Annotated in this window: 26 protein-coding genes; 3 read left to right on the forward strand and 23 right to left on the reverse strand. The window is 48.1% G+C overall.

The window, feature by feature from the left end; all coding sequences use genetic code 11:
* Positions 1–53 precede the first annotated feature (53 nt).
* Entirely contained in the window at positions 54–1388 is a 1335-nt protein-coding gene (locus tag BMW43_RS07335; RefSeq protein WP_218140625.1) for a flagellin N-terminal helical domain-containing protein, read from the forward strand.
* A gap of 195 nt (positions 1389–1583) precedes the next feature.
* Here the strand turns inward: BMW43_RS07335 and BMW43_RS07340 are convergent, their stop codons facing one another.
* The 7 genes from BMW43_RS07340 to BMW43_RS07370 form a co-directional block, all read right to left on the reverse strand.
* A complete protein-coding gene (locus BMW43_RS07340; protein WP_143050583.1) occupies positions 1584–1997 on the reverse strand; it encodes a hypothetical protein in 414 nt (137 codons plus the stop codon).
* Between the two features lie 17 nt (positions 1998–2014).
* Entirely contained in the window at positions 2015–3934 is a 1920-nt protein-coding gene (gene fliD / locus BMW43_RS07345; protein ID WP_091745285.1) for a flagellar filament capping protein FliD, read from the reverse strand.
* 197 nt (positions 3935–4131) lie between these two features.
* Positions 4132–5220, reverse strand: a complete 1089-nt coding sequence (gene flgL / locus BMW43_RS07350; RefSeq protein ID WP_091745287.1) for a flagellar hook-associated protein FlgL — start codon at positions 5218–5220, stop codon at positions 4132–4134.
* A 33-nt stretch (positions 5221–5253) separates the two neighbouring features.
* On the reverse strand, positions 5254–6807 hold the full coding sequence (gene flgK, locus BMW43_RS07355) for a flagellar hook-associated protein FlgK (RefSeq protein WP_091745289.1): 1554 nt from the start codon (positions 6805–6807) through the stop codon (positions 5254–5256).
* An 18-nt stretch (positions 6808–6825) separates the two neighbouring features.
* Positions 6826–8334 carry a flagellar hook-associated protein FlgK gene (gene flgK / locus BMW43_RS07360; protein WP_091745291.1) on the reverse strand — a complete coding sequence of 503 codons (1509 nt, stop codon included), beginning with the start codon at positions 8332–8334 and terminating at the stop codon, positions 6826–6828.
* 25 nt (positions 8335–8359) lie between these two features.
* Positions 8360–9970 carry a flagellar hook protein FlgE gene (locus tag BMW43_RS07365; RefSeq protein ID WP_091745293.1) on the reverse strand — a complete coding sequence of 537 codons (1611 nt, stop codon included), beginning with the start codon at positions 9968–9970 and terminating at the stop codon, positions 8360–8362.
* A gap of 96 nt (positions 9971–10066) precedes the next feature.
* Complete coding sequence (locus BMW43_RS07370) at positions 10067–10495, reverse strand: flagellar hook capping FlgD N-terminal domain-containing protein (RefSeq protein ID WP_091745295.1); 429 nt, start codon at positions 10493–10495, stop codon at positions 10067–10069.
* A 252-nt stretch (positions 10496–10747) separates the two neighbouring features.
* On the opposite strand from BMW43_RS07370, the gene BMW43_RS07375 reads away from it, so the two are divergent.
* On the forward strand, positions 10748–11719 hold the full coding sequence (locus tag BMW43_RS07375) for a phenylacetate--CoA ligase family protein (RefSeq protein ID WP_091745297.1): 972 nt from the start codon (positions 10748–10750) through the stop codon (positions 11717–11719).
* Positions 11720–11781: 62 nt separating this feature from the next.
* On the opposite strand, the gene BMW43_RS07380 is transcribed toward BMW43_RS07375, so the two are convergent.
* The 8 genes from BMW43_RS07380 to BMW43_RS07415 form a co-directional block, all read right to left on the reverse strand.
* Complete coding sequence (locus BMW43_RS07380; RefSeq protein ID WP_091745299.1) at positions 11782–12300, reverse strand: ferritin; 519 nt, start codon at positions 12298–12300, stop codon at positions 11782–11784.
* A 27-nt stretch (positions 12301–12327) separates the two neighbouring features.
* A complete protein-coding gene (locus tag BMW43_RS07385) occupies positions 12328–13407 on the reverse strand; it encodes an ABC transporter substrate-binding protein (RefSeq protein WP_091745301.1) in 1080 nt (359 codons plus the stop codon).
* Between the two features lie 91 nt (positions 13408–13498).
* Positions 13499–14278, reverse strand: a complete 780-nt coding sequence (locus BMW43_RS07390) for an ABC transporter permease (protein WP_245732260.1) — start codon at positions 14276–14278, stop codon at positions 13499–13501.
* Positions 14279–15067, reverse strand: a complete 789-nt coding sequence (locus BMW43_RS07395; protein ID WP_245732261.1) for an ABC transporter permease — start codon at positions 15065–15067, stop codon at positions 14279–14281.
* A gap of 52 nt (positions 15068–15119) precedes the next feature.
* Positions 15120–16190, reverse strand: coding sequence for an ABC transporter ATP-binding protein (locus BMW43_RS07400; protein ID WP_281246118.1), 1071 nt, complete (start codon positions 16188–16190; stop codon positions 15120–15122).
* Between the two features lie 187 nt (positions 16191–16377).
* Entirely contained in the window at positions 16378–17847 is a 1470-nt protein-coding gene (locus BMW43_RS07405) for a protein adenylyltransferase SelO (protein WP_091745305.1), read from the reverse strand.
* Between the two features lie 96 nt (positions 17848–17943).
* On the reverse strand, positions 17944–18402 hold the full coding sequence (locus BMW43_RS07410; protein ID WP_091745307.1) for a C-GCAxxG-C-C family protein: 459 nt from the start codon (positions 18400–18402) through the stop codon (positions 17944–17946).
* Positions 18403–18429: 27 nt separating this feature from the next.
* The gene (locus BMW43_RS07415) at positions 18430–19086 is read right to left on the reverse strand and encodes an HAD family hydrolase (RefSeq protein WP_091745309.1); all 657 of its coding nucleotides are present in this window, start codon (positions 19084–19086) and stop codon (positions 18430–18432) included.
* A gap of 185 nt (positions 19087–19271) precedes the next feature.
* On the opposite strand from BMW43_RS07415, the gene BMW43_RS07420 reads away from it, so the two are divergent.
* On the forward strand, positions 19272–19784 hold the full coding sequence (locus BMW43_RS07420; RefSeq protein ID WP_091745311.1) for a GNAT family N-acetyltransferase: 513 nt from the start codon (positions 19272–19274) through the stop codon (positions 19782–19784).
* Between the two features lie 26 nt (positions 19785–19810).
* Here the strand turns inward: BMW43_RS07420 and BMW43_RS07425 are convergent, their stop codons facing one another.
* The 8 genes from BMW43_RS07425 to BMW43_RS07460 form a co-directional block, all read right to left on the reverse strand.
* Positions 19811–20701: a DMT family transporter gene (locus BMW43_RS07425; protein ID WP_091745313.1), complete on the reverse strand. Its 891-nt coding sequence runs from the start codon at positions 20699–20701 to the stop codon at positions 19811–19813.
* Positions 20701–20982: a TIGR04076 family protein gene (locus tag BMW43_RS07430; RefSeq protein WP_091745315.1), complete on the reverse strand. Its 282-nt coding sequence runs from the start codon at positions 20980–20982 to the stop codon at positions 20701–20703. Before BMW43_RS07430 ends, BMW43_RS07425 begins: the two co-directional genes overlap by 1 nt.
* Positions 20983–20996: 14 nt before the next feature.
* Entirely contained in the window at positions 20997–21794 is a 798-nt protein-coding gene (locus BMW43_RS07435; protein ID WP_091745316.1) for a TrmB family transcriptional regulator, read from the reverse strand.
* A gap of 146 nt (positions 21795–21940) precedes the next feature.
* The gene (locus BMW43_RS07440; protein ID WP_091745318.1) at positions 21941–22633 is read right to left on the reverse strand and encodes a response regulator transcription factor; all 693 of its coding nucleotides are present in this window, start codon (positions 22631–22633) and stop codon (positions 21941–21943) included.
* Positions 22618–23817 carry a HAMP domain-containing sensor histidine kinase gene (locus tag BMW43_RS07445; protein ID WP_245732262.1) on the reverse strand — a complete coding sequence of 400 codons (1200 nt, stop codon included), beginning with the start codon at positions 23815–23817 and terminating at the stop codon, positions 22618–22620. The genes BMW43_RS07440 and BMW43_RS07445 overlap by 16 nt, the downstream gene beginning before the upstream one ends.
* 94 nt (positions 23818–23911) lie before the next feature.
* The gene (locus BMW43_RS07450; protein WP_091745319.1) at positions 23912–24112 is read right to left on the reverse strand and encodes a 4Fe-4S dicluster domain-containing protein; all 201 of its coding nucleotides are present in this window, start codon (positions 24110–24112) and stop codon (positions 23912–23914) included.
* Between the two features lie 12 nt (positions 24113–24124).
* Positions 24125–24751: a hypothetical protein gene (locus BMW43_RS07455; RefSeq protein ID WP_091745321.1), complete on the reverse strand. Its 627-nt coding sequence runs from the start codon at positions 24749–24751 to the stop codon at positions 24125–24127.
* 125 nt (positions 24752–24876) lie between these two features.
* Positions 24877–25434 (reverse strand): cysteine hydrolase family protein, encoded by a 558-nt coding sequence (locus BMW43_RS07460; RefSeq protein ID WP_091745323.1) that lies wholly within the window; start codon positions 25432–25434, stop codon positions 24877–24879.
* Positions 25435–25641 lie beyond the last annotated feature (207 nt).

Genomic DNA, 25641 nt, shown 5'->3' on the forward strand with positions numbered 1-25641 from the left:
GCACAAAAAATGGGCAAGGATGCTCAATTTTAAAAATCAAGGAGGAATTTACCATGGGAATGATTATCAACACAAACCTATCTGCTTTAAACACCTGGAATCAATTAAACCGTAATACCAGCTCGATGAACAGCGCGTTGGAAAAACTGTCTTCCGGCTACAAGATCAACTCTTCGTCGGATGACGCCGCCGGATTGGCCATCTCCAAAAAAATGGTCAATCAGATCAACGGCCTGGATCAGGCTAATGAAAACTCCCAAAATGCTTCGTCGATGGTGCAAACGGCCGACGGTGCTCTGGAAGAAACCAACAGCATCTTAGAACGGATGCGCGAACTGGCGGTACAATCAGCCAGCGACACCAACACCGACAGTGACCGTTCGAACATCCAGGACGAAGTGGACGCCCTTACCTCTGAAATTAACAATATCGCCAATACCACCGAATTCAACACCAAAAAGCTGTTGAACGGTAATTTGAGTGCGGCTGTGACCACAGCGACCAAAAATGTTCTTTCCAACTCTTCTGTTGTTACGGCCAGCGGTAATGTGACTGCCGGTACTACCACACTGGGTAGCTTAACCGATACAGCTAAAAATTCGTTGGGTATTGACACGGGAGATACCATTACCATCAACTACATGAAAGACGGAGCGTATCGCACGGCTACGATAACGGTTGCAGCCGGTACCACTACTTTGTCCAGCTTAACTGCTGCCAGCACGTATGATAAAACAGGTGCCGCTACCGGAGATACCATTGCTAACGATTTCACCTTCTCCGTCGATGCTAATACCGGCACAATCAAAGTTACTGCGGCAACTACAGGTGCGGCCAATGCTATCTATGGTTTAAATATTACCGTAAATGACGTCACAAGCACAACAGACTCTAACGGTGATACAACAACCACCACTACGGAAAATACGGCTGCAACAGATGCGTTGTCCTCTTTCAATCAAACAGTCGCCGCTAAAGATACTTCCGTTGATGGCACGGCCACCATCTTAATCGGGGCGAATACCGGTCAAGACCTCAAAATAAATATTGGCAATATGGATGCTACCTCACTGGGTGTGCAAAACATTCAGGTTGATACGCAGGAAGCTGCCAATACTGCTATTAAAACCATTGATACAGCAGTATCCACCGTTACGGCCGAACGGGCAAAATTGGGTGCCATAGTCAATCGGTTAAGCTCCACTTCGGATAACCTGTCAACCTCCAGCGAAAACCTGTCGGCGGCCAACTCGCTGATCCGCGATACCGATATGGCTTCCGAAATGGCCAATTACACCAAGCTGAGCACACTGACTCAGGCGGCAACCGCCATGCTGGCCAAAGCCAACTCTCAGCCGCAAATGGTATTGCAATTGCTGCAATCCTAATTGGCTTCTCATTTCAGCTAGGCAAAAGAAAAGCAGGACGATCATTGATCGTTACCTGCTTTTTCTTTTGCCCTATCCTTACTATGACTTATACACGCTATAAATATAGTGCCCCGTTCTCTCCCGTCATCAAAGATAAAAACACCGGGTATGCAGCTTGTTACTGCATACCCGGCGCCTTTTCATATGCCAGAACTACACCTTTGCGTTAATCCGTGTGCGCGGCACCGGGCGCTCCCATTGGTATATATACCGCGAATTAAGCTGATACGTAGTACGGGTGCTGTGCAGTTGGGAAAAAATTTCTGCTTTAACCAACTGAGCATTCTGCAGCACCTGATGACAGGTGTCTAAGATTTCATGCTGCCGGCCCTTGATTGTTTTCTGAAGGGAATGCACCTCATAATTGTCGGGCGGAACTGATTTTCCCCGTAGAGCTCCCACAATGCCACCCAATTCTTCAATCAAGGCTTCCCGCTCTCTAAGCAGCCGCCGCAAACCGGTCATTTGCTGTTTTTTAACAAAACGCCCCTGCTGTTCAGTATTGGCGGCAATCTGATCAAGCACTGCCAGTTTTCTTTTCAGTAAGCCGATGATCTCCTGATCCATCTGCATTCAGCCCCCCGCTACGATGACATGTAGGAAGATAAAGCCGACAATTGTACATTCATCTGATTAATATAGGTTTCTAAATTACTATACTTTGTGTACAGCTTATCTGAGTAAGTGCTTAAACGGTCCTTTTCTTTCGATATCTTCTCTTCATAATCAGAGAGTTGATCGGAAAGCTGGTTATCCGAATTGGATGAATCACCGCTGATGCCGGCCATTTCCAACAAAAGCCCTTTGTTACCCGAACTATCTCTGACAGTAGAGGTATACTTGGCAATCACATCATAAAAACGGTAGGCAACCCCTTCCTCCTTATACCTTGTCGACATGGCCGAGGAACTCAGTGTTCTTACGGAAGTAGTACCGGAATAACTGGTCGACTGTTTCGTAAAGATATTCATCACCGTCTCCGGATCATTTTGGATGGCTTCTTTCAGCGCATCCTCGTCAATCGTCAGTTTTCCTTTTTCACTGTAATCATCGCTGGTATCCAGGCCGATATCGAAAATTGTCGAGGACAGCCCTGACGTCGAATCCAAAAAGGTGGAACGCAACTCGCTTAAAAAGTTACTCAAGGTTGAGTCATTTTCCAACATACCAACCTTGGCTTTTTTCTCGTAAGCACTAATCTGCGTTTCCGACATATCCTCTTTGTCATCATCGGTCAGTGGCGGATAATCCGAATCGTATTCTTCCTGCAGCTTATCGTTAATTGTATCGATCAGGCTGTTGTAGTCATCAACAAAGCTACTAATTAAATTATAAATACCATCCACATCCTGTGTCAGGCTGACCGTAGCACTGTCACCGCTGGAAGTAGTACTGTTAAAGGTATAGGTTACACCATCTACCGTAATCGTATTGGAACTGCGGGTCATCGACTGTCCGTCAACCGTTACTTTAGCGTCTAAGCCGGCTGTGGAACTGCCTAGAAAAGTGCTGATAAAATTACTGCCGTCTCCTTCGGTGACCGACAATTTATTGCCTGCACCAGTGGTCGAGGCTGTTAACACCAGCTTGCCTGATGTATCATTATAAGCAATGGTGGCACCGCAATCACTGGAGTTGATTTCACTCATCATTTCCTTTAAGGTTGTATCCTTATCAAAAGAAAAGGATGTACCGTTAATGGTTAATTCGATTTCGTCATCAGAATTAAAGGTCAGCGTCGAATTTAACTGATCAGCAATATCCCCCAGAGTACTTGTTGTCGTCAAACGGTTGGACAGAACGGCACCACTGCCGAAACCCAGGGAAGACAAGCCACTGGTACCGGAACTGGGTGCGCTGATTTTGATTTGCTGAACCCCGCTGTCAGCAGCAGTAAAGCTCAATATATTGGAACTATCCTCACTAACCGTGATCTTACCTTCCCCCACCGCATTATCTACGGCATCCTGCAGCGAATCCAGATCGGTTACATCATCCAAATCCACCGTATAGGAGGTTCCGTCTACGGTGAGGGAAATGCCCTTACCACTTAAAGCCGAATAATCAACGGCTGTACTCCCCTGCACATCCTTGGAAGGACTGGCGCTGCTCTGCATAGTGGCCTTGGTGGCCAGTTGGCTGACTGTTACCGTATGAGTGCCGGCACTGGCCGAACTGGTATAACTGGCAGTCACGGCACTACTGCTGCTGGTAACCGTATATTGGTTAAAGTTTTTCGTACTCAACAAGCTGGTTGATGAAGTAACATTAAAATATTTATCAGTAAAATCCTGAATGTCGGAGGTAATTGTCCGGTAATCCTCCTGCTTCCATTCAGCCAATTGCTCTTTCTTCTGCAACTTGTACAGCTTCTTTGCTTTTTCCGCTGTTGTCAATTGCGTTACAATGGTATCCACATCAATCCCCGATGACAGCCCGGTTACCCGGGTCGTCCCATTGACTGTGCTCATATTCACACTGCTACTGCTGCTTGAACTGGACATGGCGCTCCCTCCTTTATAAAAAATTCAAACAACATTAAGGAACCACTGATTTAATGAACCTGTCGGCATGACGAGAATTTTTTGCCTGGCAAGGAAGTAAAACCGAAGGAATAGTTAGGCTATTTCAAGGTTTTGCTGACGCAGCCAGGCGGAAAAAGATCCGTCAGGACGCGCAGTGCAAATGAATCAGTAGTCCCTTAAGCCAGATAATCAACCAAAGTCTTGCTGATCGCCTTAGCACCAACGGCCAGGGATGCTTCATACACCGCTTCCGCACTGGACGACTCAATGGTGGCTTTGGCAATATCCACATCTTCATTATTACTCATCAGTGTAGTATAGGTAGTATAGGCATTATCCAGCCGGTCGGAAATCATACTGACATTTTTCATACTGGCCCCCAATGCCGACTGAGCGGTAGAAATCCGGTTCAGGTCGTTGTCAATGTCAGTCAAAAAATCACTGACGTTACTAATCGTATTTTCCGTGACGGTCGTTGTGGCCGGGCTTGTACTCGTATCAACAGTAGCCGTTTTATAACTGGTACCGCCATCCAAAGCCAGCAAAATCTTACTGAACGTATCAAACAGATTGCTGCCTACTCCTTCGCCAACCACATTCTGCCCTTCCACATTGACCGTGACGTCGGTATCAAAGCCGACATTAACTTTTATCGACTGTGCGGACGCGGTGGAATAGATATCACTGGCATTGGTATTGCAAAAATTTTCAATATCGCTGTCGCTCACACTGGAATCTACTACGCCGCCCAGACTCAGATATTTCCCTTTAAAGGTTACCGTGCTGATACTATCACCGTTGCTGTCGGTTAGGCCGGTAGACTCCAACGCGTAAGGAGCCTCTCCCGTACTATAGCCACCGAAAATATACCGTCCGCCGTAGCTGGTGTTCATGACATCAATAGCATTTTGCTGCAATTCACTGATTTGTTCTTTAATCGCCGACTTGTCAGTATCGGACAGCGTATCACTGGAAGCCTTCACCACCAGCGTCCTAACCTGGCCCATGATATCGCTCAAGTCACTCAGCGCCCCATCGGTTGTCGACTGCCAGGAAGTTACGTCATCGGTATTTTTCTGGTACTGTTCAATTGTGTCCACATAGCTCCGGTATTTAATTGCCCGGGTGGCAATGATTGGATCATCAGATGGCAGAGAAATTTTCTTTTCCGTAGAGACCCGTTCCTGCGCTTCATTGACACGGGACGCACTATTGTTAAGATTTTTAATTGTGTTGGCGACAATCATATTATTTGTTATTCGCATAACAACCCCCCCTGTTCATATGATTTCAAGCCACTATGAATTCACCATATTTATGGTCGTCTCATAAATATCGCTCCAGGTAGACACACTCTTGGCCGAAGCCGCGTATGCCTGCTGGTACTTGGTAATATTGGCGGTTTCTTCATTCGTTGATACGCCGGAGACTGAAGACCGGCTCTTATCCACATAGTCCACAATATCCGTCTTAATGGTATTTTGCTGCGAAGCATAGGACCCGGCGGTTCCCAAGGCCGTAATAATCGAATTATAGGCATCCACCGGCGTCCCATTGGCAAACATAGCCGAGTCGTTGCAGATGCTGATCAAAGCCTGGATATTTTCATTATTGCTCTCTTCGTCACTGGCCGAAGCTGCGGCGATCTTGTTTACATCGTTCTCAATATCGGAAGACAATGAAATATTAGCTGCCGTAATATTCTTGTAGACAGCCGCCGTATCCGTGCCACTGGCCATTAAATCAGTAGATGATTTATCGTCATAAGAAAAAAAACGGATTCCCGTCGAACCGTCAAGGCCATAGCCGGATGCATGTCCGCTACCGTAAGATGAGGTGCTGCCGTCTTTATAGATTCCTTCGTTAAAAGCTTCCGCAAAGGTACGGGCAAAATCATCCAACTGATTTTGATAGTAGACGATCCCCTTATACCCCCCATCCTCACCTGTACCATCGCGTAAATCCAGCTCAGCCTTTAACGAGCCGCTGCTGCCTGTTTCAAAAGAAGTCCCCGTATCGGACCAGCGGATACCATACATGCCATCCTGTGTACTGCCATCATTAATAACATATGTCTCTAACTGCCGGGCATTTGATCCATTGACCAATGTTTCACCGCCAACAGTAACCGTATACGAATAAGAAGCTGACGAGCTGTCGCCGGATCCTACCTGTACCTGTGTCACCTGTACACTGGTTAACGCAGACAAGCTGTCAATCAAAGTATCCCGCTGATCTTCCAGCTCATTAGTAGAAGCACCGGAATTGGCCGCAATGGTAATCCGCTGATTGAGATCCGCAATTTGCTGCGCATACGTATTGATTTGATTAACAGAGGTATTGATATCGCTGTTAACATCCGATCTGAGCTGTGTAAGCTGATTGGCCGCATCATTCAAATAGCTGCAGAGAGCTTCGCCGCTTTCCTGTAGTTCAGCCCTTGCGGAGGAACTGCTGGCATCGGAAGATACATCACTCAACGCAGAATAAAACGCATTTAAAGTGGCACCGAAGCCTTCATCCGTAGAATCAATAGACGTCCCCAGTACATTTTGCAATTCCTCAATCGTACTGTCCTTCGTCGACCACTCGTTAAGTGAGCTGTTTTCCTGCCAGTATTTTTGATCCAGACGAAAGCTGCGTACCCGGTCCACCGAGGTGACATCCGTCCCCGATCCGACATAATTGCTGCTGTAGACAGCCGCCGGTCCGACGGCAATCTGATTGACCACCTGCCGCGAATAGCCGGTTGTATTCACATTGCTGATATTGTTCGTAGTAACCGACAGGCCCACCTGACTGGCGGACAGGCCCCGCCCCGCAATGCTAAGACCCATAAATGTAGAAGCCATGTAAGAACCTCCTCCTTTCTACGATAAGGTGCCGCCCAAATCGCTGATCAAGCCGGCCACCAGTTCATCAATCGTGCTTAATACTTTGGCGCTGGCGTTATAGGCGTTTTGATAAATAATCATATTCGACATTTCATCATCAAGCGAAATACCCGACACCGTCTGACGCTGGGTATCAATCTGTGTCACTAACGCGGATTGCGTATTATAATTACTGCTGGCATTACTGCCGGCAGTACCGATCCACGAGGTTAACGCAGCGTAAAATTCCGTGCTGTTCATCGCCAGGCCATCACAGGAAAAATAATCACCACTGGTCAGCTTAGAAATAGCAGTGGCAATTGTTCCATCCCCTTCTTCCCCCGTAGCGGAAATAGCAATTTTATCTGCATCACTGACGATAGCCGGATTAACCTGAATATTAGTGATACTCAATGCCTTACCGGAATCAACGGTGGTAAAAAATCCGCCGATACTGCTGCCGCTATTGCCGTCAAGATCTGTTCCGCTGCTAAGCAGCGAGTTGACCTTCGTGGCAATTGTCGTCAAAAGATTGTTCAAGCCCTGCCGCAGCGTAGTAATTGAGCTAGTGCTATCCGTACTATAACTGTAAGGCAATGTAGACGTATCTATATCACCATAGCCTGTCTGATCGGCATCTTCCAGATAAGCTTTGATGCTGCCGCCGCTTATCTCCGCAGCATCTCCCGTATCAGCCCATTGTACTTTTAGCGGACTATCGACTGAGCCGTCACCGGTCACCGTCAAAGTCCGTGTTTTGCCGCCATCTACTAAAGCCGTCCCGCCAATATTGACCTGTACCGTACCGTCCGCTCTGGTTGTAACGCTAATATTAGCCAGACTGGACATTTGATCCAGCAGCGCGTCCCGCTGGTCTTGCAGATAAGTAGCTTCCCCATTACTGCCTGCCTCAGCCTGACTAATTTGATCATTCAAGGCTGCGACCTGTGAAGCCAGATCATTAAGACTATCCACTCCGTCTTTAACGCTATTGCAGGCATCCTGCTGCAACTGCTGCAGCTGCTGGTCAAGCTCGGTAAAATTGCTCACCAGCGAATTGGCCGCCTCAATCAGCGCTTCCCGGTTGCTTTGACTGGTGGGATCTTTCGATAGTTCCGACCAATCATTGAAAAAGTCCTGAATGGTTTGCTGCAAACCGGTCGATGACGACTCAGACGAAGCATCTGTCGAGCCAAATTCACTCATCAGTTCCTGCATATATTCCAAATCACCGTTTTTCACCGACCAATAGCTGGCCTGCGTGTTTTGAGTCCGGTACGTCTGATCCAGAAGCTGGTCCCTCACCCGGGCGATGGAACCTACATCCGCACCTGTCCCCGTCGAACTGCTGGACTGTACAGTGACCTTATCTGTTGCCGACACCCGGGTCCGCGAACTGCCGGTAGTATTTACATTGGCCAAATTATTACTGGTGGTACCCAGGCCGGCCTGACTGGCATACATGCCTGAATAGGCTATTTTATAAGAACTAAAAGTCGAGCTCATCTTGTCAACTCCTTATTCCTGTCGCTTAGCTGACCATATTGATTAACGATTGCAGGCATTGGTCGGCAGCAGTAATGACCTTGCTGTTGGCCTGATAAGCCCGTTGACTGATCATCATATTACTGAACTGTTCCGCCAGATCAACGTTAGACATTTCCAGCGTACCGCTGCTCAGCGATCCTGTCCCATTGCTGCCGGCTACCACACCACCGGTAAAAGCGCCGGAGTTGACGGTGGTAACATACAGATTATCGCCGACTTTTTCCAGGCCTTGCGGATTGGTAAAATTAGCCAGCGCAATTTGGGCCAGTGACTGGGTTTGTCCATTGCTGTAAGTTCCGGTTATTGTTCCGTCCGAGCTAATGCTTAAACTGGATAATGTCCCGGCTGCATAACCATCCTGGCTGGAAGTGACACTGGAATCACCGCTGCTTAGTACCATGGATGCCACATTGGAAAAATCAAGCGACAGGGTAACAGGTGAACTGCCGCTGGGCGATACGGTAACAGACGCAGTAGAAGGATAGGAACTATCAGTAGTCACCAAATTACCGCTTGAATCAAACAGTAAATAGCCGCTGCCTGTTACTGAGGATACATTGCTGTCGCTGGACGAGGTTTCCCAGTACCAACTGGTTTGCCCGGTGGACGAATCATAATAGCTCTTAGTAAAGTTCACACTCACATCATACGAATTCCCCTGAGCATCATAAACGGTCATAGTCGTCGTCTGGTCTTTGCTATTAGCAGCAGTAAAGGTCAATGTACCTGCCGTTGCACTGCTGTTGGACGCCAGCACAATGGACTCTCCATTCGAGCCGGTCAAGGTGGCTCCGTCACTTAAGTCTTCATCAGTCAGTGTAGCGACTGTGGCACCACTGGCGTCGGTTACCGTAATATCGAAATGACCGCTGGTGGTACCGTCAGTCAAGGTTACCGTATATGTGCTGTTTTGGGTTAAACCCGATGCTGATGAAACGCTTACACCGGTAGAATTAGTTTTCGTTGTCGCCGTTTGAGAAATAGTTCCTATATTATTTAATGCCGTTCCCTTCGCTGTCGCAGTAGTTTTCAAGTTACCCGACAGAGTTTCCTTAGTAGTCGCTTTAGCCGCCATCAACTTTTTATTGCCGCTGTACGAATCGGAATACAGGTTGATCGGCTCCACTGCTCCGTTGGTATTATACACTTTATTGCCGTCCGAATCGGTTGTGTACGACTCCCAGCCGCATACCTTGTAGCCGTTGATAGTCAAATTGCCGTCAGCGTCATAAGTCAAATCGCCTTCCCGGGTAAACTGATATTGACTCTGTGAACCGCCGGTGACAATAAAAAAGCCGTTACCGCTGATCGACAGGTCGGTCGCCACTCCGGTCGACTGGCTGCTGCCTACCGTCATAATGGTATCCGTACTGGCTACTGATGTACCCAGGCCAACCTGTACCGGATTGGTGCCGCCCGAGGTACCGTTCGAACCGGAAGCCGAACTTAAGGTCTGGCTCAAAAGATCACTAAAACTTACCCGCTGCGATTTATAACCGGTGGTATCCACATTGGCAATATTGTTGGAAATGACATCAAGACTTGTTTGTTGTGCTTTGATCCCCGACACAGCGGAGTACAGTGCGCGCATCATAGTAAAAATTACCTCCCCAATATATGTAGTACTATTTCGTCTGTCATTCAGAAATAGCGTCAGCCTCTCTCAGCAGAGTCCGGCTGAGTGTATTTATTAACTGGAACTACTGGAAGTATCTTGCACCTTCACCACATCATCAAGGGAAACAGTATTACCATCGATGCTAAGATAGGTAGACCCGCTGGAATTGATCACCGAATCAACGGTACCACTGATGGTGGATGTATTACCGGAAGAATCGGTATATTCATAGGTAGCCGTTTTACCGATCATATTCAGGGCTTGCACATTGTTGATCGAATTGCCGATGGTATTTAACTGCGACAAGGTACTAAGCTGGGCCATTTGCGATATGTACTCCGAGCTGTCCACTGACTCAGTGGGGTCCTGATACTTCAATTCAGTTGTCAACAAAGTAATAAAGTCACTGTAATCAAGCGTATTGCTGCTGGAGCTGGTTGTAGTCGTAGTCGACGAGGCGGCCGTACCGCTGGAGTTGATAGCTGTTGTCACCGTACTCATGGTTTGTCCTCCCTTATATTGACATTGATAAAAAATCTAAAATTCATCTTATTTTCGCAAAAAATTATTTAGTTTCTGTTTAGCAATTAAATTTTTTAAAACTTTTTCTGATATTTTGTAATAAAATAAGGGAATAACTGCCACAAAAATTGGCAGTTATTCCCTTATTGCCGTAATAATACTTGACAACAGCATGGTCAAAAGCTATGGTACTCATAGAATCGTATTCTATTCACCTTGGAGGCTCACTACATGATTTTAAACCCAGCCATAGAGGCCCTGCCTTTACAGAAAAAAACAGACTTACAGACGGAAAGGCTGCGGGCCATTGTCGAACGGGCTTACCGTAAGACCGGCTTTTACCACCAACGGCTGTCCGCCAGCCAGCTAGAACCTGCTATGCTGCAAACCGTTGAAACGATAGCCAAACTTCCTTTTCTCACTACCGCCGATTTGGCGGCTAATTATCCCTATGGTTTACTCACCGTTCCGGTCAGCGCCATTGCCCGCTTCCAGCAGGGAGTGGGCAACAAAGCAGTCGGCCTGACTCAGCAGGATATCACCAATCACCTGGAACTCTTAGCCCGCAGTCTGGTTGCCGGCCAGGTTTCCAGCGGTTCTGTTTTTATGATGATCGCCGCTAAAGAAGTGATGCCCTATGCTCCCGCTTTGCAAACGGCAGCGGAAGGAATTGGCGCCACCGTCATTGAACAGCATGGGCTGAACGTCAAAGAACTGCTCAAAATCATCCTTAATTTCGGTGTTACAGCCCTATTTGCCAGTCCGGAGACCTTTCTTCACTTGGCGGAAACTCTGACCACGCTTGGGTTTTCTGCCAGCGAGCTTCCCCTGCTAAGTCTGTTGTGTGACGCCCGTCAGTTGGACAACCCTCTGCGCCATAAACTCCGGCAAGCGTACAGCACACCCATTTACACGCTATATGGCCATACCGATATCCTGTCTATGGGGATGGCCGCTGAGTGTCCGGAGCAAAACGGGTTGCATCTACAGGAAGATCACTTCTATGCTGAGATTATCGACCCTTACACCGGCCAACCTGTGCCGGACGGCCAAACCGGTGAACTGGTCATTACAACGCTGACCCGGGAAGGTATGCCGCTGCTCCGCTATCGCACCGCTGATTTTGCCTGTTTGGACCGATCGCCTTGTCCCTGCGGCAGAACTTTGGCGCGCCTGCATTTTTCCTGTTTTGCCCGGCAATAAAAATTTTTATGCATAAAAATAAGACCAGGGAGCTGGCTGCTCCCCGGTCTTATTTTTGCCCGTTAATTAGCGTTACTGATGGAAGGCGGTACAAATACTCTGGTGCTTAATTCTTTATCCAGATAGAGCACATTTACACCGCTATCACCGATTACCTCCAGTTTGCCAAGAATATCAGTGGCATTGGCTTCCTCTTCTACCTGCTCATTGACAAACCATTGCAAGAAAATTTGAGCCGCAAAGTCTTTCTCCTGAATGGCCACTTCATAGAGACCGTTAATTAATCCGGTAACATGCTGCTCATGCTTTAAAACCGTCTTAAACACTTCCGTCATCGTGCCAAACTCGACTGCCGGAGCTTCAATCTGCAGGACTTCTACCTTACCGCCACGTTCTTTCACATAATCCAATAACAGCAGAGCGTGGGCTGTTTCCTCCTGATACTGCACCCGCAGCCAGTTAGCAAAGCCTTTTAAGCCTTTAAAATCACAGTACGACGACATCGCCAAATACAAATTGGCCGAATACATTTCTGCCTGCACCTGTTTATTAAGCACCTTTTGCATTTTTTCACTAATCATAAGAACGCACTCCTTTTACTGCAGTTTTTATCTTTGCTTCACTTCCGACCAAATCCGGTCATATACCGCTGTTGCTTCGCCAACATCCTTCAAATGCTCGCCCTTAGCCAGTTCCTCTTTCGGCGGATAAACGGCCGGATCATTTAAAATAGCCTGATCAATTAGCTTATGCGCTTCCAGGTTCGGATTGGCGTAAGGGAACGCCTTGGATATTTCGGCGCTGATGTCCGGTTCGAGAATAAAGTTAATGAACAATTCAGCGGCTTTTTTATGCGGTGCATCTTTAGGGATAAAGAAATTGTCCTGCCATAAATACATGCCTTCCGTCGGGAACACAACCTTGATATTCGGATTATCCCGGACCGCCAGTGAGACTTCGGCGCCCCATACCAGCGCGGCTTTGGCCTCACCATTGATTAGCAGCGTCTTGGGGCTGTCGCTGTCAAAAGCTTTGATATTAGGCATCAGCTTTTTAAGCTCTTCCTTAGCTTGCTCCAATTTAGCCGGATCGGTTTCGTTGAGAGAATAACCCAGTTTTTTCAGCGCGGCACCAATGATGGCCCGTTGATCATCCAGCACAACCAGTGAGTTTTCAAACTCGGGGCTCCATAAATCCTTATAGGAGGTTATCGGATGCTTCACTTTCTCTGTATTGACGGCAATCGGTACGGCTCCCCACATATAGGGTACGGTATACTTGTTGCCCGGATCAACAGCCGTATTTTTAAACTCGTCGCCAATGTTTTTAAAGTTAGGAACATTGCCCAAATCAATCGGCTGAGCCATATCCTTCTTACGCAGGATTTCCACCATATAATCGGTAGCAACCGACAAATCGTATTGTGAGGCGCCCGCCGCCAGCTTGGCCAGCATCTCCTCATTAGAAGAATAAGTGGTATAGTTTACCTTAATTCCATACTTCTTTTCAAACTTGTCAATCACCGACTGCGGTATGTACTCGGACCAAATAAACAAGTTCAATTCTTTGGCTTCTTCTGCCGCCGGTTTGCCACTATCGGCGCCTTTGCCACAGCCGACAAGTAAAACGGCGCTTAGCAGGCCTGCCAGCAATATAACCCATAAGCTCCCCTGCAGTTTTTTCAACATATCTTTCCTCCTAACACGCAAATTTATTTATCAACCAAAACGGAAGAATGCTTCGACACCGGCACCTTACCGCCATGATCCTATGACATGGCTAGCTATTTTTATGCCTGATCCGCTCGGCAATAACAGCCAAGGGAAGGACAACCAACAGCAACAGTGTGGATAAGGCGTTAATTTCCGGACTAACTCCTGTCCTGACCATCGAAAATACTTTAAGCGGCAATGTCGTATTGGCCGGACCGGCAACAAAAAAGCTGATAATGACATCATCGAGCGATAATGTCAGCGCCAGCAACGCTCCGGCAACAATCCCCGGTAAAATAATCGGCAACGTGACATGAAGGAAAGTTTTCCAGGCGTTGGCACCCAAATCCATGGCTGCCTCCTCCAGCGAGGGATCAAAGCCCTGCATCCGCGCCCGAACCACTAAGATAACAAAGGGCAGACAAAAAGTAATATGCGCGATAATCAGCGTAGCCATGCCCAAATTGACCTGCAAAATAGAAAACAGCGCCAGCATGGCGATACCCATCACAATTTCCGGAATGACAATGGGAATGTATAAAAGTGCGTCCAACACACCTTTCCCTTTGAACTTGAACTTGTACATCGCCACGGCCGTTACCGTTCCCAACATAGTCGAAGCCAACGTGCTGACCAACGCAATAGCCAGACTGTTTTCCGTTGCTTCCAGCACGCCTTTATTGGAAAATAACTGCAAATACCATTTAAAGGTGAAACCTGTCCATACTGCATTGACCTTTGAGTCATTGAACGAAAAAATAATCAACATAAAGATGGGCGCATACAAAAACAAAAATCCGAAAAACAGATAGGCCGTCGCTGCCCATTGAAACCGACTTTGTTTCAATTAAAACACCTCCGGATTTTTCTGTTTTCCTAACACACGCAGGTAGATGCCAATCAACACCAGTGTCAGTAAAATGAGGATAATAGACAGTGCCGCGCCAAAGGGCCAGTCCCGGGCGGTTAAAAACTGATTTTTAATCAAATTGCTGATCAGCATAATTTTACTGCCGCCCATCAAGTCAGGGATGAAAAAGTAACCCAGCGTTGGCACAAATACCAGCAGCGACCCGGCGATAATGCCCGGCAGCGTCAGAGGCACCGTCACTTTTAGGAAAGACTGAACCGGGTTGGCCCCCAAATCGGCAGCGGCCTCTAAATAGGCCCTATCCATTTTTTCAATCGAAGCATACAGCGGCAGCACCATAAAAGGGAACAGCATATAGACCATCCCCAGCAACACCGACTCCTGATTATAGAGCATGGCCAGCGGCTGACTGATCAGCCCCAGTTTCAGCAGGTAAGAATTAATAATTCCTTCCGTCCTTAAGAGTACAATCCAAGCGTAAGTCCGGACCAGTGAATTGGTCCAGAACGGAACGATGGTAAGCATCAGCAAATATATCCGGTAACGCTTCCGGGCCCGGGCAATAAAATACGCAAAGGGGTAACCCAAAAGCAGACATAAAACGGTAGTCGCCAGTGAAATGCTAAGGGAACTCCACAGTACCTTTAGATACAGGGGATCCAGCATGCGGCCGTAATTATCCAGTGTAAACTGATACAATATATCGCCATAAGGACTGCGTTTACAAAAACTGACCAGCAGCACCAGCAGTAACGGTACCGCCAAAAAAACGCTCATCCAAGTGACAAAGGGCGAAAGAGTTATAAACGGCAGTTTCTTATTCAGTTTTTATCACCACCGCTGCTTCCATATTCCAGGTAACGTAATACTCATCCTGCTCCGAAATAACCGGTGCCAGTGCCTGTTCACTTACCACCACTTCCGTTCCCGTCGGTAAAACCAACACTGTTTTCAAGGCGGTTCCCACAAAAATCCGTTCTTTAAGACGGGCCTGCAAATAAAAAAATCCCGGTTCAGGCTTACTGCTCAACCTGATTCGCTCCGGACGCACCGACAAAGTAACGGCTTCACCGGCCCGCAACCCGGTTCCATCAACCGGAACACCACACCCCTCCACATCGACATAAGCCGTATTGCCGTCCCATTTCGTAACAACCGTACTGAAAAGATTGGTCTCTCCTATAAAATCAGCCACAAAAATAGTACGGGGCTTATCATATATTTCACTGGGTGTACCAAGCTGGTCTAATCTACCCCGGTGCATGACCCCAATCCGGTCGGACATAATCAGCGCTTCTTCCTGATCATGGGTCACAAAAATAAAGGTAATGCCTAATCTTTGCTGCAAATGCTTCAATTCCAACTGCATCTGCTTGCGCAATTTTAAATCCAATGCCCCCAGCGGCTCGTCCAATAGCAAGACTTTCGGATTAGTTGCAAGAGCTCTGGCAATAGCCACGCGCTGTCGCTGCCCGCCGCTCAATTGGTTGGGACGCCGTTCTCCATAGGCTTCCAGTTGCACCAGACTAAGCATTCTGGTAACCTGTTCATTGATTTCCGCTTTAGCCATCTTTTTCATTTTAAGACCGAAAGCAATATTTTCCGCTACGTTCATATGAGGGAACAAAGCATAATTTTGGAATACCGTGTTAACCACCCGCTTGTAGGGAGGCCTCCCTACCACGTTCTCGCCGTCGAGATAAATCTCTCCCCGGGTGGGTTGTTCAAAGCCGGCAATCATTCGCAGCGCCGTCGTCTTTCCGCAACCGCTAGGGCCGAGCAAAGTTAAAAACTCGCCACGCCTAATATCAATGGAAAGATCATTCACTGCTACATTATCTTCAAACTCTTTTACTACATTTACAAGTTGCACCATATTATCAGGCAAATACTATCTCCTCCTGCCATGCCAAGAACATCACATTCATGCATTTTCTAAATAGACTGTGTCTTTTCCCTATGACTTTGCTACTATTCTATGTGTACCGGAAAAATCCTGTTTGAAATTCGACATAAACTTTATGTTTAGTTATTTTTTAAAATTATGTTTTGATTACCGCTTTACAGCCAACTTTTCAAGTGCCGCAAAAAGTCCGATATGGCTGGGCGGAAGGCTGTGGCAGCTCTGCATAGCAGGCCTGTTCCGGGCGATGTTCGTAAGGTCTTGCCAAGGCCCGCAGCAGTCTTTCCATAACCTGATAGTCTCCCAGCCGGACCGCGCTGTCCAAAGCTGCCTCAACCTGGTGATTCCTGGGGATTAGCGCCGGGTTATGGCATTTCATCTGCTGTCGTACCGCCTCCGGAGTTTCCTGCTGGCGGGCCAGTCTCGCCCGCCAGGCTTCATGCCAGCGGGTAAATTCAGGATCAGCCCATAATTTGGCATCCTGGCGAGTATCAAAAGTCAAGTCCAGAAAGGTATTGGTATAATCAGCCTGCTGCTTATGCAGCAAAGCAAGCAAGCTCTCCACCAGCGTCTCGTCCTGCGCTTCCTCATTATATAGGCCCAGTTTTGCCCGCATACCGGCCAGCCAATGACGGTGGTACAATTCCGGGAATTCGGCAATAGCCGCCTGAGCGAGCTCTATCGCCGTATTTTCCTCGGCGTCCAAGAGCGGCAGCAGGGTCTCGGCAAAACGCGCCAGGTTCCAGGCAGCAATCTGCGGTTGATTTCCATAAGCATACCGGCCGTAATGATCAATGGAACTAAATACTGTCGCCGAATCATAGTTATCCATAAACGCGCAGGGACCATAATCAATCGTTTCCCCACTGATCGTCATATTATCGGTATTCATCACCCCATGGATAAAGCCGACCAACTGCCAGGCCGCAATTAACCCGGCCTGCCGTCCGATCACGCCGCGCAGCAGCAATAGATACCGTCCGTCTGCTCCGGTCAGTTCGGGAAAATGCCGGTTAATCGCGTAGTCGGTCAGCAGGCGCAATTCCTCGGCACTGCCCCAGCGGGCAGCATATTCAAAGGTCCCCACCCGCAAATGGCTGGCCGCCACCCGGGTCAAGACAGCGCCGGGCAGTTCTGTTTCGCGCCTAATCGCCTGTCCAGTGGTTACCACGGCCAGACTGCGGGTAGTCGCAATACCAAGCCCGTGCATGGCTTCACTGATGATGTATTCCCGCAACATCGGTCCCAGCGCGGCCCGTCCGTCTCCCCGCCGCGAGTAGGGCGTTCGTCCGGCCCCCTTTAATTGCAGGTCATACCGTTCTCCCAGCGGTGTCAACTGTTCGCCAAGCAGTATGGCCCGCCCGTCTCCCAGCATAGTAAAATGGCCAAACTGGTGTCCGGCGTAGGCTTGAGCCAGTGGCGCCGCTCCATCAGGAAGCCGGTTGCCTGCCAGCACAGTCACACCTGCCTCACTTTTCAAATTTTCCCCAGAGAGTCCCAAGTCTGCCGCCAACGCCTCATTGCAGCAAACCAACACAGGCGAAGGTGCCGGTTCAGGTTGCTGAGCCGTAAAAAAAACACCAGGCAGCCGGGCATAACTATTATCAAAATTCCATCCCACAGAATTTATTATCTTTTCCATACAGCAGTCCCTCCTGATCTACAACGCTCTTACTTACTAGTATGCGCAAAACAAACCCGGCCTAATGCGCCACTGCCGCATAGCCTCGAACCACGACTAATCTATGTGCTGCAGGTACTTTTCCAGGCCGGCAAATTCCGGACTGTTCTTTACATACAAAGCGGCAAAGCTGATAGCCTGGACAGTCAGTGCCTCACATAAATGGGGGGGATTATCCGCTTTAAATCCTTCCGGGCGCAACTGACTGCATAGGAGACTGCCAAACCGCACCTCAAAAGTACGGGCAAAATGATAGCAGCAGGAAACAATCGTTTCCGGTGTCAAATTGCGTTCTGCCCCTAAAATACCAATAAACAGCAAGCCACCCTCCACCAAACCGCATTGTGCGGCAAAACCGCCGGCGCCGTGCAAACCAACAGCCGAATAGAGCACTTGCTTCTCCAGGGATATTCCATATAGTTCAGACAGCACCCGTAAGGTAGTCGTCGCACAGTTAACGTCGTCTCGCCAATAACAGTCCGACACCCGCCGGACAATATACTCTTCTACTTCCATACGTTTTCTCACCGCCTTCACCACGTTTTACCCCAACCAGCCATCCAGCTCTATTTCGGTGATATGATCGACTACCATATCGGCCCGGCTCAAGTCCTGTTTGCCGCCATTGGTATGGGGATTGCGAAAACCAATGCAAAACATACCTGCCTCTTTGGCCGCTATAGTTCCGTTCTTAGAGTCCTCAATAACCAGGCAGCGTTCCGGCGAAATGCCCAGGCGGCTGGCTGTGGCCAAATAAACATCCGGGTAAGGCTTGCTTCTCGAAACCTCTTCCCCGCTTACCAGGTGTTGAAAATAATCGGTAAGCTTCAGTTTATTCACTACCAATTCAATCATCTTTTTGCTGGAAGATGAAGCAATGGCTACGGGGACATTTTTTTCCTTTAATCCTTTCAGCAATGGCAGAATTCCCTGAATCGGATCTTCTGCAGTTTCTTTTACATATTTTACAAGCCCTGCCTCATGACAGGCTACCAGTTCTTCTACTGATGCCTTAATCTGATGCTCCTCCTTTAAGGCGGAAAAAATGACAGGAATCGTCATCCCGGCAAACCGGGTCAATGTATTCGTCCCGTTGGAAAGTTTCACACCATGCTGTCTTAATGTTTCCATCGTGACACTGGCATGGACCGGCTCGCTGTCAATAATAACGCCGTCCATATCAAAAATAACTGCTTTCATAATCACATAGCCCCATTTCTTTATAACATACGTTTATTATAACTATTTTTCCGGCATACCGTCATTTTCTTTTTTTCATAAACCAAATCCCTCCTGTTCTTAAGCAGGAGGGATTTAGTTACCTGTCGAAGTAAACGATCATATTTCTCTTATCGATTTCACAACAGATTACGGAGGTATTTTCCATGATCCGCTATGCGACGGCGGCCGATTTGCCCGCCATTTTGGCTATTTATAATGATGCCATTCTCAATACCACGGCGGTGTACGATTACACACCACACACTCTGGAAGACCGGACAGCCTGGTATGAAACAAAAAAAAACGCCCATATTCCCATCTGGGTGATTGAAGAAGATCAGCTGGTGATCGGCTTCGCCACCTTTGGTCCGTTCCGGGCCTGGCCAGCCTACAAATACACGATTGAACACTCCATCTATGTCCACAAGGATCATCGTGGCAAACGCCTGGGAACCCTGCTGTTACAGGAATTGATTCAATATGCCGAGACAAAAGGCTATGCCACCCTGGTGGCCGGGATCGACGGCAGCAACAAAGCCAGTCTGGTGCTGCATGAGAAGGCGGGCTTTACCAACGCGGGAACCATTCAAAAAGCTGGCTACAAATTTGGCAAATGGCTGGATTTGGTCTTTTACCAATACCACTTGACCGGCCCGGCTAACCCAACCGAGAAATAACAACAAGCCCTGCCAAAACGGCAGGGCTACTTTTTAACGGATAAATATGTCCCGGCAATAATTAGAAATCCACCGGCAATGATATAACCGCTGATACGTTCGTGTAACACGACTGCCGCCATAAGCCCGGTCAAAAAGGGTCGAAAATACAGGTAGCTTCCTACCGTTACCGACGGTAATTTAGCAAGTGCCCGGTACCAAGCTAAATACCCGTATACCGAAGCCAGCCCGCCAAGATAAAAAAGGTTAAGCCAGCCGATCCAACTGAGTGAAAAATGTTCCACTCTGGCCAGTTCAGGCAGGGAAAAGGGGATGAGCAAAACCGTCCCCACCCAGGTGGTGTATTTTACAATGGTACGGATGGTATAGGCGGCCAGTATTTTTTTCCCAAACACACTGTAGAGGGCCCAGGAAACGGCAGTCAGTAAAATTAACAGATCTCCCCACCAGCGCCCCTGATTATTCTTTATCGCAACATCGCCATTGGTGATTACCAGTATACAACCAGCCAGCGCAAGCACCAGACCCAGAATCGTAGCAGGTTTGACCCTTTCTTTTAATAAAGTCCAGGAAATACACGCAATAAAGACCGGCGAAAGACTAATTAGAATAGAAGCATCTGTGGCATTGGTATAGTTGATGCCGTAGTGCTGCAGCAAGTAATACAAAGTTACACCGGTGGCTCCCAAGAAAGTTATCCGGCCATAGTCCGAACGCCTGATGGTCTCAGGATTGTTATAATCAATCACCAGCAGGATCAGCGAGGCAATACCATACCGGTACAGGGCGGACAGGGCGGGAGAAATCTCAGTCAGCACATACTTGGTTGAAATAAAGGTTCCGGCCCAAATTGCCACAACCAGCAAAAGCTCCAGATGGGTCAGATACGGCACACCCTTTTGCGTATTGTTGTCCATTAGATGATTTTTACCTCAAACAGCACAGTGCCGCCTTCACTGTAGGGAGGTCCCGGATCAATGCATTGCACTGTTCGCGTCGTCAGACCCAGCTCTTTAAGATCTTTTCCCAGCCTGGCAGCAAACACCGCAGGATAAAGATTGGCAAACGCAAAGCTACAAACCGCATCGCTTTCCTGCAGTGAAATGGTCGCTCCCCGCAGCACCACTTTGTCACCGGCCTTAAGTCCAGCCGCACAATGTCCTTTTACTTCTTTAGCGGTAATCATAATATCGGCCATGCCGCTTCCCCCTCTTAACGTTTGTTTATTAAATAGGATAGTACCGGACTATCGGCACATAACTGCCTGAACCGGCTTTCGCCCAACGCACCAATCAGGGCGTGCCCCCACATATCGTGTTTTATATACTCTTTGGCAATTAGTACAATACTCCCGGTCGTAGTCCATACACCTTCGGTCTGCCCATTGCTGTCCACTTCACAAATAACCACTTCTTTATCATCGCCAATAACCACATTTAACCGTTTCGCCAGCCTGTCATGGGAAGATACGCCGCAGCTTTCCAGATTAACATAGTAACCGGCTTCAGCCAGCGGTTTGCCGAATACGCCGGCAATAACCCGTACACCTCGTTTATCGGCACTAGCCAGCCAATCGTTCAATAAGAATTCCTCCTCAGGCCAAAGGGACAGCAGCAAAGAGGAATTTGCCTGCTGAATCACCTTAGCCGCCCTGGCAAGGAAATGATCATAACCGGAAAAATTTAGATTAACTTCCATATCCGGCACAGGCTCTGTCTGTTTTAGACTGGATTCCAACTGCTGTATCATTGTGGTAAACTGCTCCTGTATTTTGGCCAGGAGCGTCTCCGGCGGCACCGGATAATATTGGCCGCTGTCTGTACCGCTTTCGACAATCGCCCCCTTCACAACCAATCTGTGCAACGTCTCATAAATTTTAGCGGACGGTATTTTCCCGATCTTGCCAATCTCATAACCGTTGGCCGGATGTTTGCGAATCAGTGCATAATAGGCTTTAGCCTCATAAGAGGAAAACCCCAGTTGCTCCAGCTTTAACGTAATATCATTCACTTCATCACTCCCCTATCTACTATCTTAAATTTAAAGTCTTCCCGGAGCAATAACTACCCAAGAGCAGTAGTTATTATTTTTTTGCAACAAAAAAACACCGGCTTCGGCCGATGCTTTTTATTGACAGCAAAAATATATATTTCACCTTATGTTTTAGAATTAAACCGGTAGCCGGTTCCCCAGAGAGTTTCAATAAACTCGGGATTTGCCGGGTCTTTCTCGATTTTCTTGCGCAGCTTCTGGATATGAACGGCGACGGTAGCCACTTCGCCAAAATTCTCATCGCCCCAGATAGCAGTAAATAATTGCTCCTTACTAAAGACAATATTCGGGTTAGAAGCTAAAAAATATAACAACTCATATTCCCTGGCCGTCAACTGCACTTCCTTACCGCTAATGCAGACGGTATGAGCGGCCGTGTTGATTTCCAGCTCCCGGTATTGCAAGACCTCCTGAGCGGGGGCTAAGCCTTTTAGCCGCTGATACCGCTTGAGATGCGCCTTGATTCGGGCCACCAGTTCCGATGGGCTGAACGGTTTGGTCAAATAATCATCAGCTCCCACCGTAAGCCCCCGGATTTTATCGATTTCTTCGCTCTTGGCCGATACCACAATGACGGGAATTTCCTGTCTTTTTCTGATTTCTTTAACAATCTCGAACCCGTCCTTGCCTGGCAGCATGACATCGACAACGATCGCGTCATAGATAGCGGAAGTCGCCTTTTTCAGCCCCTGCAACCCGTCATGAACAATCTCCGCCTTATAGCCGTTAAGCTGCAAATAATCCCGCTCAAGCTCGGCAATATCCGGATCATCTTCGATAATCAGCACACGCTGCACAGTGTTTCCCCCTCACTATCCGGCCAAACCGGCAGTTCAATCGTAAAGCAGGTTCCCTTGCCCAGGGTGCTGACCACCCTAATGTGGCCCCCGTGAGCCTCGATCAATTCCCTGGCAATAGCAAGGCCCAGGCCACTGCCGGTCATTTCCTTGGGGCGCTCTGTGTGAACACGGTAAAAACGGTCGAAAATAAAAGGCACCTTGTCGGGCGCAATGCCCGGACCATTATCGCTTATATCGATACCGACGCCCTCGGCCTGCCGGTATACTCTGACCCGGATAGCTAATTGCCGGTTTGCGTTATGCTGAACCGCATTACTGAGAATATTGTTAATCGCCTGGTGGAAGCGTTTTCCATCCAATTTAACCTGTTCCTCCCCGGTAATCACATTATCATAGCCAAAGGAGATTGCCTGTTCCGTAAAATCCAATTGGTATTCTTCCATCAGATCATCCATAAAATTTTTAAACGGTACACACTGAAACTGAAACTCCAGCTTCTGCATATCCAGCTTGGCAAACAAAAACAGATCATCAATTAAATGATTGACATAGACACTGTTTTGATGAATGATTTTCAAATACTTATCCGTTGTATGTGCCACTACAGCCGTCCCTTCCAGCAAAGCCTCGGTATATCCCTGTATGGCCGTTATCGGCGTCTTTAAATCATGGGATATATTGGCAATCAGCATCTTGCGGTTTTCTTCATATTCGGCCTGGAGGATTTCACTGGCATACAGCTTTTCTGTCATATCGTTAAAAGCGTCGATGACACTGCCCAAATCACCGGATAAATCATTGCGGACTTTGACCGTATAATTGCCCTGAGCCACTTCGTCCAGCCCCTGCTTTAACTTAATCATCGGTTTGATCACGTTCTTTTCCAGTTTCCAGAAAAAGAAGCAATGGACCGCTTCCCTGGCGGCCAACAGCCCGGCAAACAACAGACCAAGCCATTGACTGCCGGTTATACTGAACAGGATATAAAAAACGGCGAGGCTAAACAGAATGCCCGCCGGGCGGATATAGCGAAAATAGGTGTATTGCTGCAAGAACTTTCCATGATGATGATGCAAATGGTGCTGCTCCATATGGCGCAGACGTTCATGAAACTCCCGGCGCCTTTGCCGCGCCGCTTTGCACCGTAGACCGTCATGCCCACGCGGCCCCTGTCCAATCATGATTCTTCACTCTTTTCCTAAAGCTTCCTTCTATAGTGTATTATAGGGCAAAACAGGCGGAGGTGCAAAACACTTTCCGCCCGCTCCGCCCAATCTAAAATTGTAACCGTACACGATAGGCGATTGCCTTGTGCTTGCACTTTCTCTTGCAGGCACCGCAGCGATTGCACAGAACCGTTCTGATTTGCGGTATGCCCGACTCGGTTACCTGAATAGCCCCTGCCGGGCAGACAGCCAAACAGGCCTGGCAGCCTGCGCATAGATCCGGTTTAATGTAATACTGTTTCAGTTGCATAGGAATCGCCTGTTACCAGGCGAAGTTCACTTCCGCCTGCGCTGTTAACCGGTCCGGCCCTTCTTGAACAGCTTCAGCCGTAATCGACGCCTGCTTAACTTCCGCCTTGTCATTGACCAATACAGTAATCTGCACGTCAACCGGACCGGCCTGGCTGAACTCTTGCAAAAAGCCTCCCCGGTGATGATGGCCCAGACCCCGGTGCCGTATTTTATCCTGTACCAGGCACCGTATATCTTCCGGAAGGTCCCTGGTGTTTAGCGACAGAACGGTTTCTTGCCCTTCCCGAGTTTCCACTTGCAGAGCCTGGAAAACACTGATCATAAAAGCTATTCTGTCCAGCTTTCCCTTAATCCCTTCATGAAATTCTCCATGAAAATGATGGTGCCGCCCCCAGGCTTCGTTCTGCTCAAACCGCCCCCTGCAGCCATGCCTTGCTCCACCAGGATGTCCTTCACACTCCATTTCGGTGGTCATCTTCAGTTTGGTTTTACCGCCGCCCAGTTGTTTCTCAAAATCGTTCCGGACAGAAAAAACTACCGTCTGACCCTTTTCCAGTTTTGCTTCCAGCGTGCCGCGTAAGTTTTCTTTGCCACGCAGCGTTGTGATCACATCGTACAACAATTTTGCTTTATTCATCTGCAATAACCTCCTTGGTTGTTATGAGGTTATTTTATCGGACGTATATAAACAGGCTGTAAAATATGTTTAAAAATTTTATAAAATTTCACGGTAATCTCCCATTTCCTACCCAATCGCCCCTCTTATTCCCTGCCGGCAAGCCGGAGAATCCATTCTTCGGTGGTTATCACCCGGGAAAATCGCATGGCCTGGGTAATTAAAATTGCCCGGTGCAAGTCGCCGGCAGCGATCTTGCCGGCCCCATTTTCGACAGTCAGCGTCCCGGTGGCATCAGACAGAAATTCCACGGCAAAACCCAAATGAACGGCCTGCCTTGCCGTAGTATCGCAGCACATCTGGGTCATATAACCGCAAATAACGAGCGTATCAACACCTAAGTTTCTTAAAATCTCTTCCAGTCCTGTCCCGGTAAAACTTCCCGGCATGTTTTTGTCAACAATACGTAGATGGTCTTTTGCTAACAGTTCCTCCCAGATTGTCCAGCCCCGGCTGTTTCTGGCAAAGGCTGTTGCCCCGGGCTGCGTTGCTTCATGCCTGATCAGAATGACCGGTACCCGGTGCTCATTGGCTGCGTCCACGGCAGCCAGGATATTGCTAAAGCTATTGGCCGGATAAGTGACCGGCAAGGCCCCTGAGAAATACTCCTCTTGCACATCAATCACCAGTAATGCTCTTTTCACACTAACTCCCCCTCCAAGTTTTCTTTCAGTCACCCTAACAACTCTGCTATAATTAAGTATACCTTCAGACCCGGTTCCACCGTGAAAATAATAGAAGCCTTCTACTTTCATGAAGAAAGACTAACTATAAAAAGTCAAGGGTGAAAAGCCAAAAGAGTTACGAATAGGCAAAGAAGACAAAAGGGCATAGCAAAAAGAGCGTCTTGC

Origin of the sequence: Propionispora vibrioides (assembly GCF_900110485.1) — a bacterium.
Taxonomy (GTDB): Bacteria; Bacillota; Negativicutes; order Propionisporales; family Propionisporaceae; genus Propionispora; species Propionispora vibrioides.

Bases quoted from the DNA above. Each gene is read 5' to 3' on its own strand.
- BMW43_RS07335 (WP_218140625.1), top strand. From the start codon at position 54: ATGGGAATGATTATCAACACAAACCTATCTGCTTTAAACACCTGGAAT.
- BMW43_RS07340 (WP_143050583.1), bottom strand. From the start codon at position 1,997: ATGGATCAGGAGATCATCGGCTTACTGAAAAGAAAACTGGCAGTGCTT.
- fliD (WP_091745285.1), bottom strand. From the start codon at position 3,934: ATGTCCAGTTCAAGCAGCAGTAGCAGTGTGAATATGAGCACAGTCAAT.
- flgL (WP_091745287.1), bottom strand. From the start codon at position 5,220: ATGCGAATAACAAATAATATGATTGTCGCCAACACAATTAAAAATCTT.
- flgK (WP_091745289.1), bottom strand. From the start codon at position 6,807: ATGGCTTCTACATTTATGGGTCTTAGCATTGCGGGGCGGGGCCTGTCC.
- flgK (WP_091745291.1), bottom strand. From the start codon at position 8,334: ATGAGCTCGACTTTTAGTTCTTATAAAATAGCCTATTCAGGCATGTAT.
- BMW43_RS07365 (WP_091745293.1), bottom strand. From the start codon at position 9,970: ATGATGCGCGCACTGTACTCCGCTGTGTCGGGGATCAAAGCACAACAA.
- BMW43_RS07370 (WP_091745295.1), bottom strand. From the start codon at position 10,495: ATGAGTACGGTGACAACAGCTATCAACTCCAGCGGTACGGCCGCCTCG.
- BMW43_RS07375 (WP_091745297.1), top strand. From the start codon at position 10,748: ATGATTTTAAACCCAGCCATAGAGGCCCTGCCTTTACAGAAAAAAACA.
- BMW43_RS07380 (WP_091745299.1), bottom strand. From the start codon at position 12,300: ATGATTAGTGAAAAAATGCAAAAGGTGCTTAATAAACAGGTGCAGGCA.
- BMW43_RS07385 (WP_091745301.1), bottom strand. From the start codon at position 13,407: ATGTTGAAAAAACTGCAGGGGAGCTTATGGGTTATATTGCTGGCAGGC.
- BMW43_RS07405 (WP_091745305.1), bottom strand. From the start codon at position 17,847: ATGGAAAAGATAATAAATTCTGTGGGATGGAATTTTGATAATAGTTAT.
- BMW43_RS07410 (WP_091745307.1), bottom strand. From the start codon at position 18,402: ATGGAAGTAGAAGAGTATATTGTCCGGCGGGTGTCGGACTGTTATTGG.
- BMW43_RS07415 (WP_091745309.1), bottom strand. From the start codon at position 19,086: ATGAAAGCAGTTATTTTTGATATGGACGGCGTTATTATTGACAGCGAG.
- BMW43_RS07420 (WP_091745311.1), top strand. From the start codon at position 19,272: ATGATCCGCTATGCGACGGCGGCCGATTTGCCCGCCATTTTGGCTATT.
- BMW43_RS07425 (WP_091745313.1), bottom strand. From the start codon at position 20,701: ATGGACAACAATACGCAAAAGGGTGTGCCGTATCTGACCCATCTGGAG.
- BMW43_RS07430 (WP_091745315.1), bottom strand. From the start codon at position 20,982: ATGGCCGATATTATGATTACCGCTAAAGAAGTAAAAGGACATTGTGCG.
- BMW43_RS07445 (WP_245732262.1), bottom strand. From the start codon at position 23,817: ATGATTGGACAGGGGCCGCGTGGGCATGACGGTCTACGGTGCAAAGCG.
- BMW43_RS07450 (WP_091745319.1), bottom strand. From the start codon at position 24,112: ATGCAACTGAAACAGTATTACATTAAACCGGATCTATGCGCAGGCTGC.
- BMW43_RS07455 (WP_091745321.1), bottom strand. From the start codon at position 24,751: ATGAATAAAGCAAAATTGTTGTACGATGTGATCACAACGCTGCGTGGC.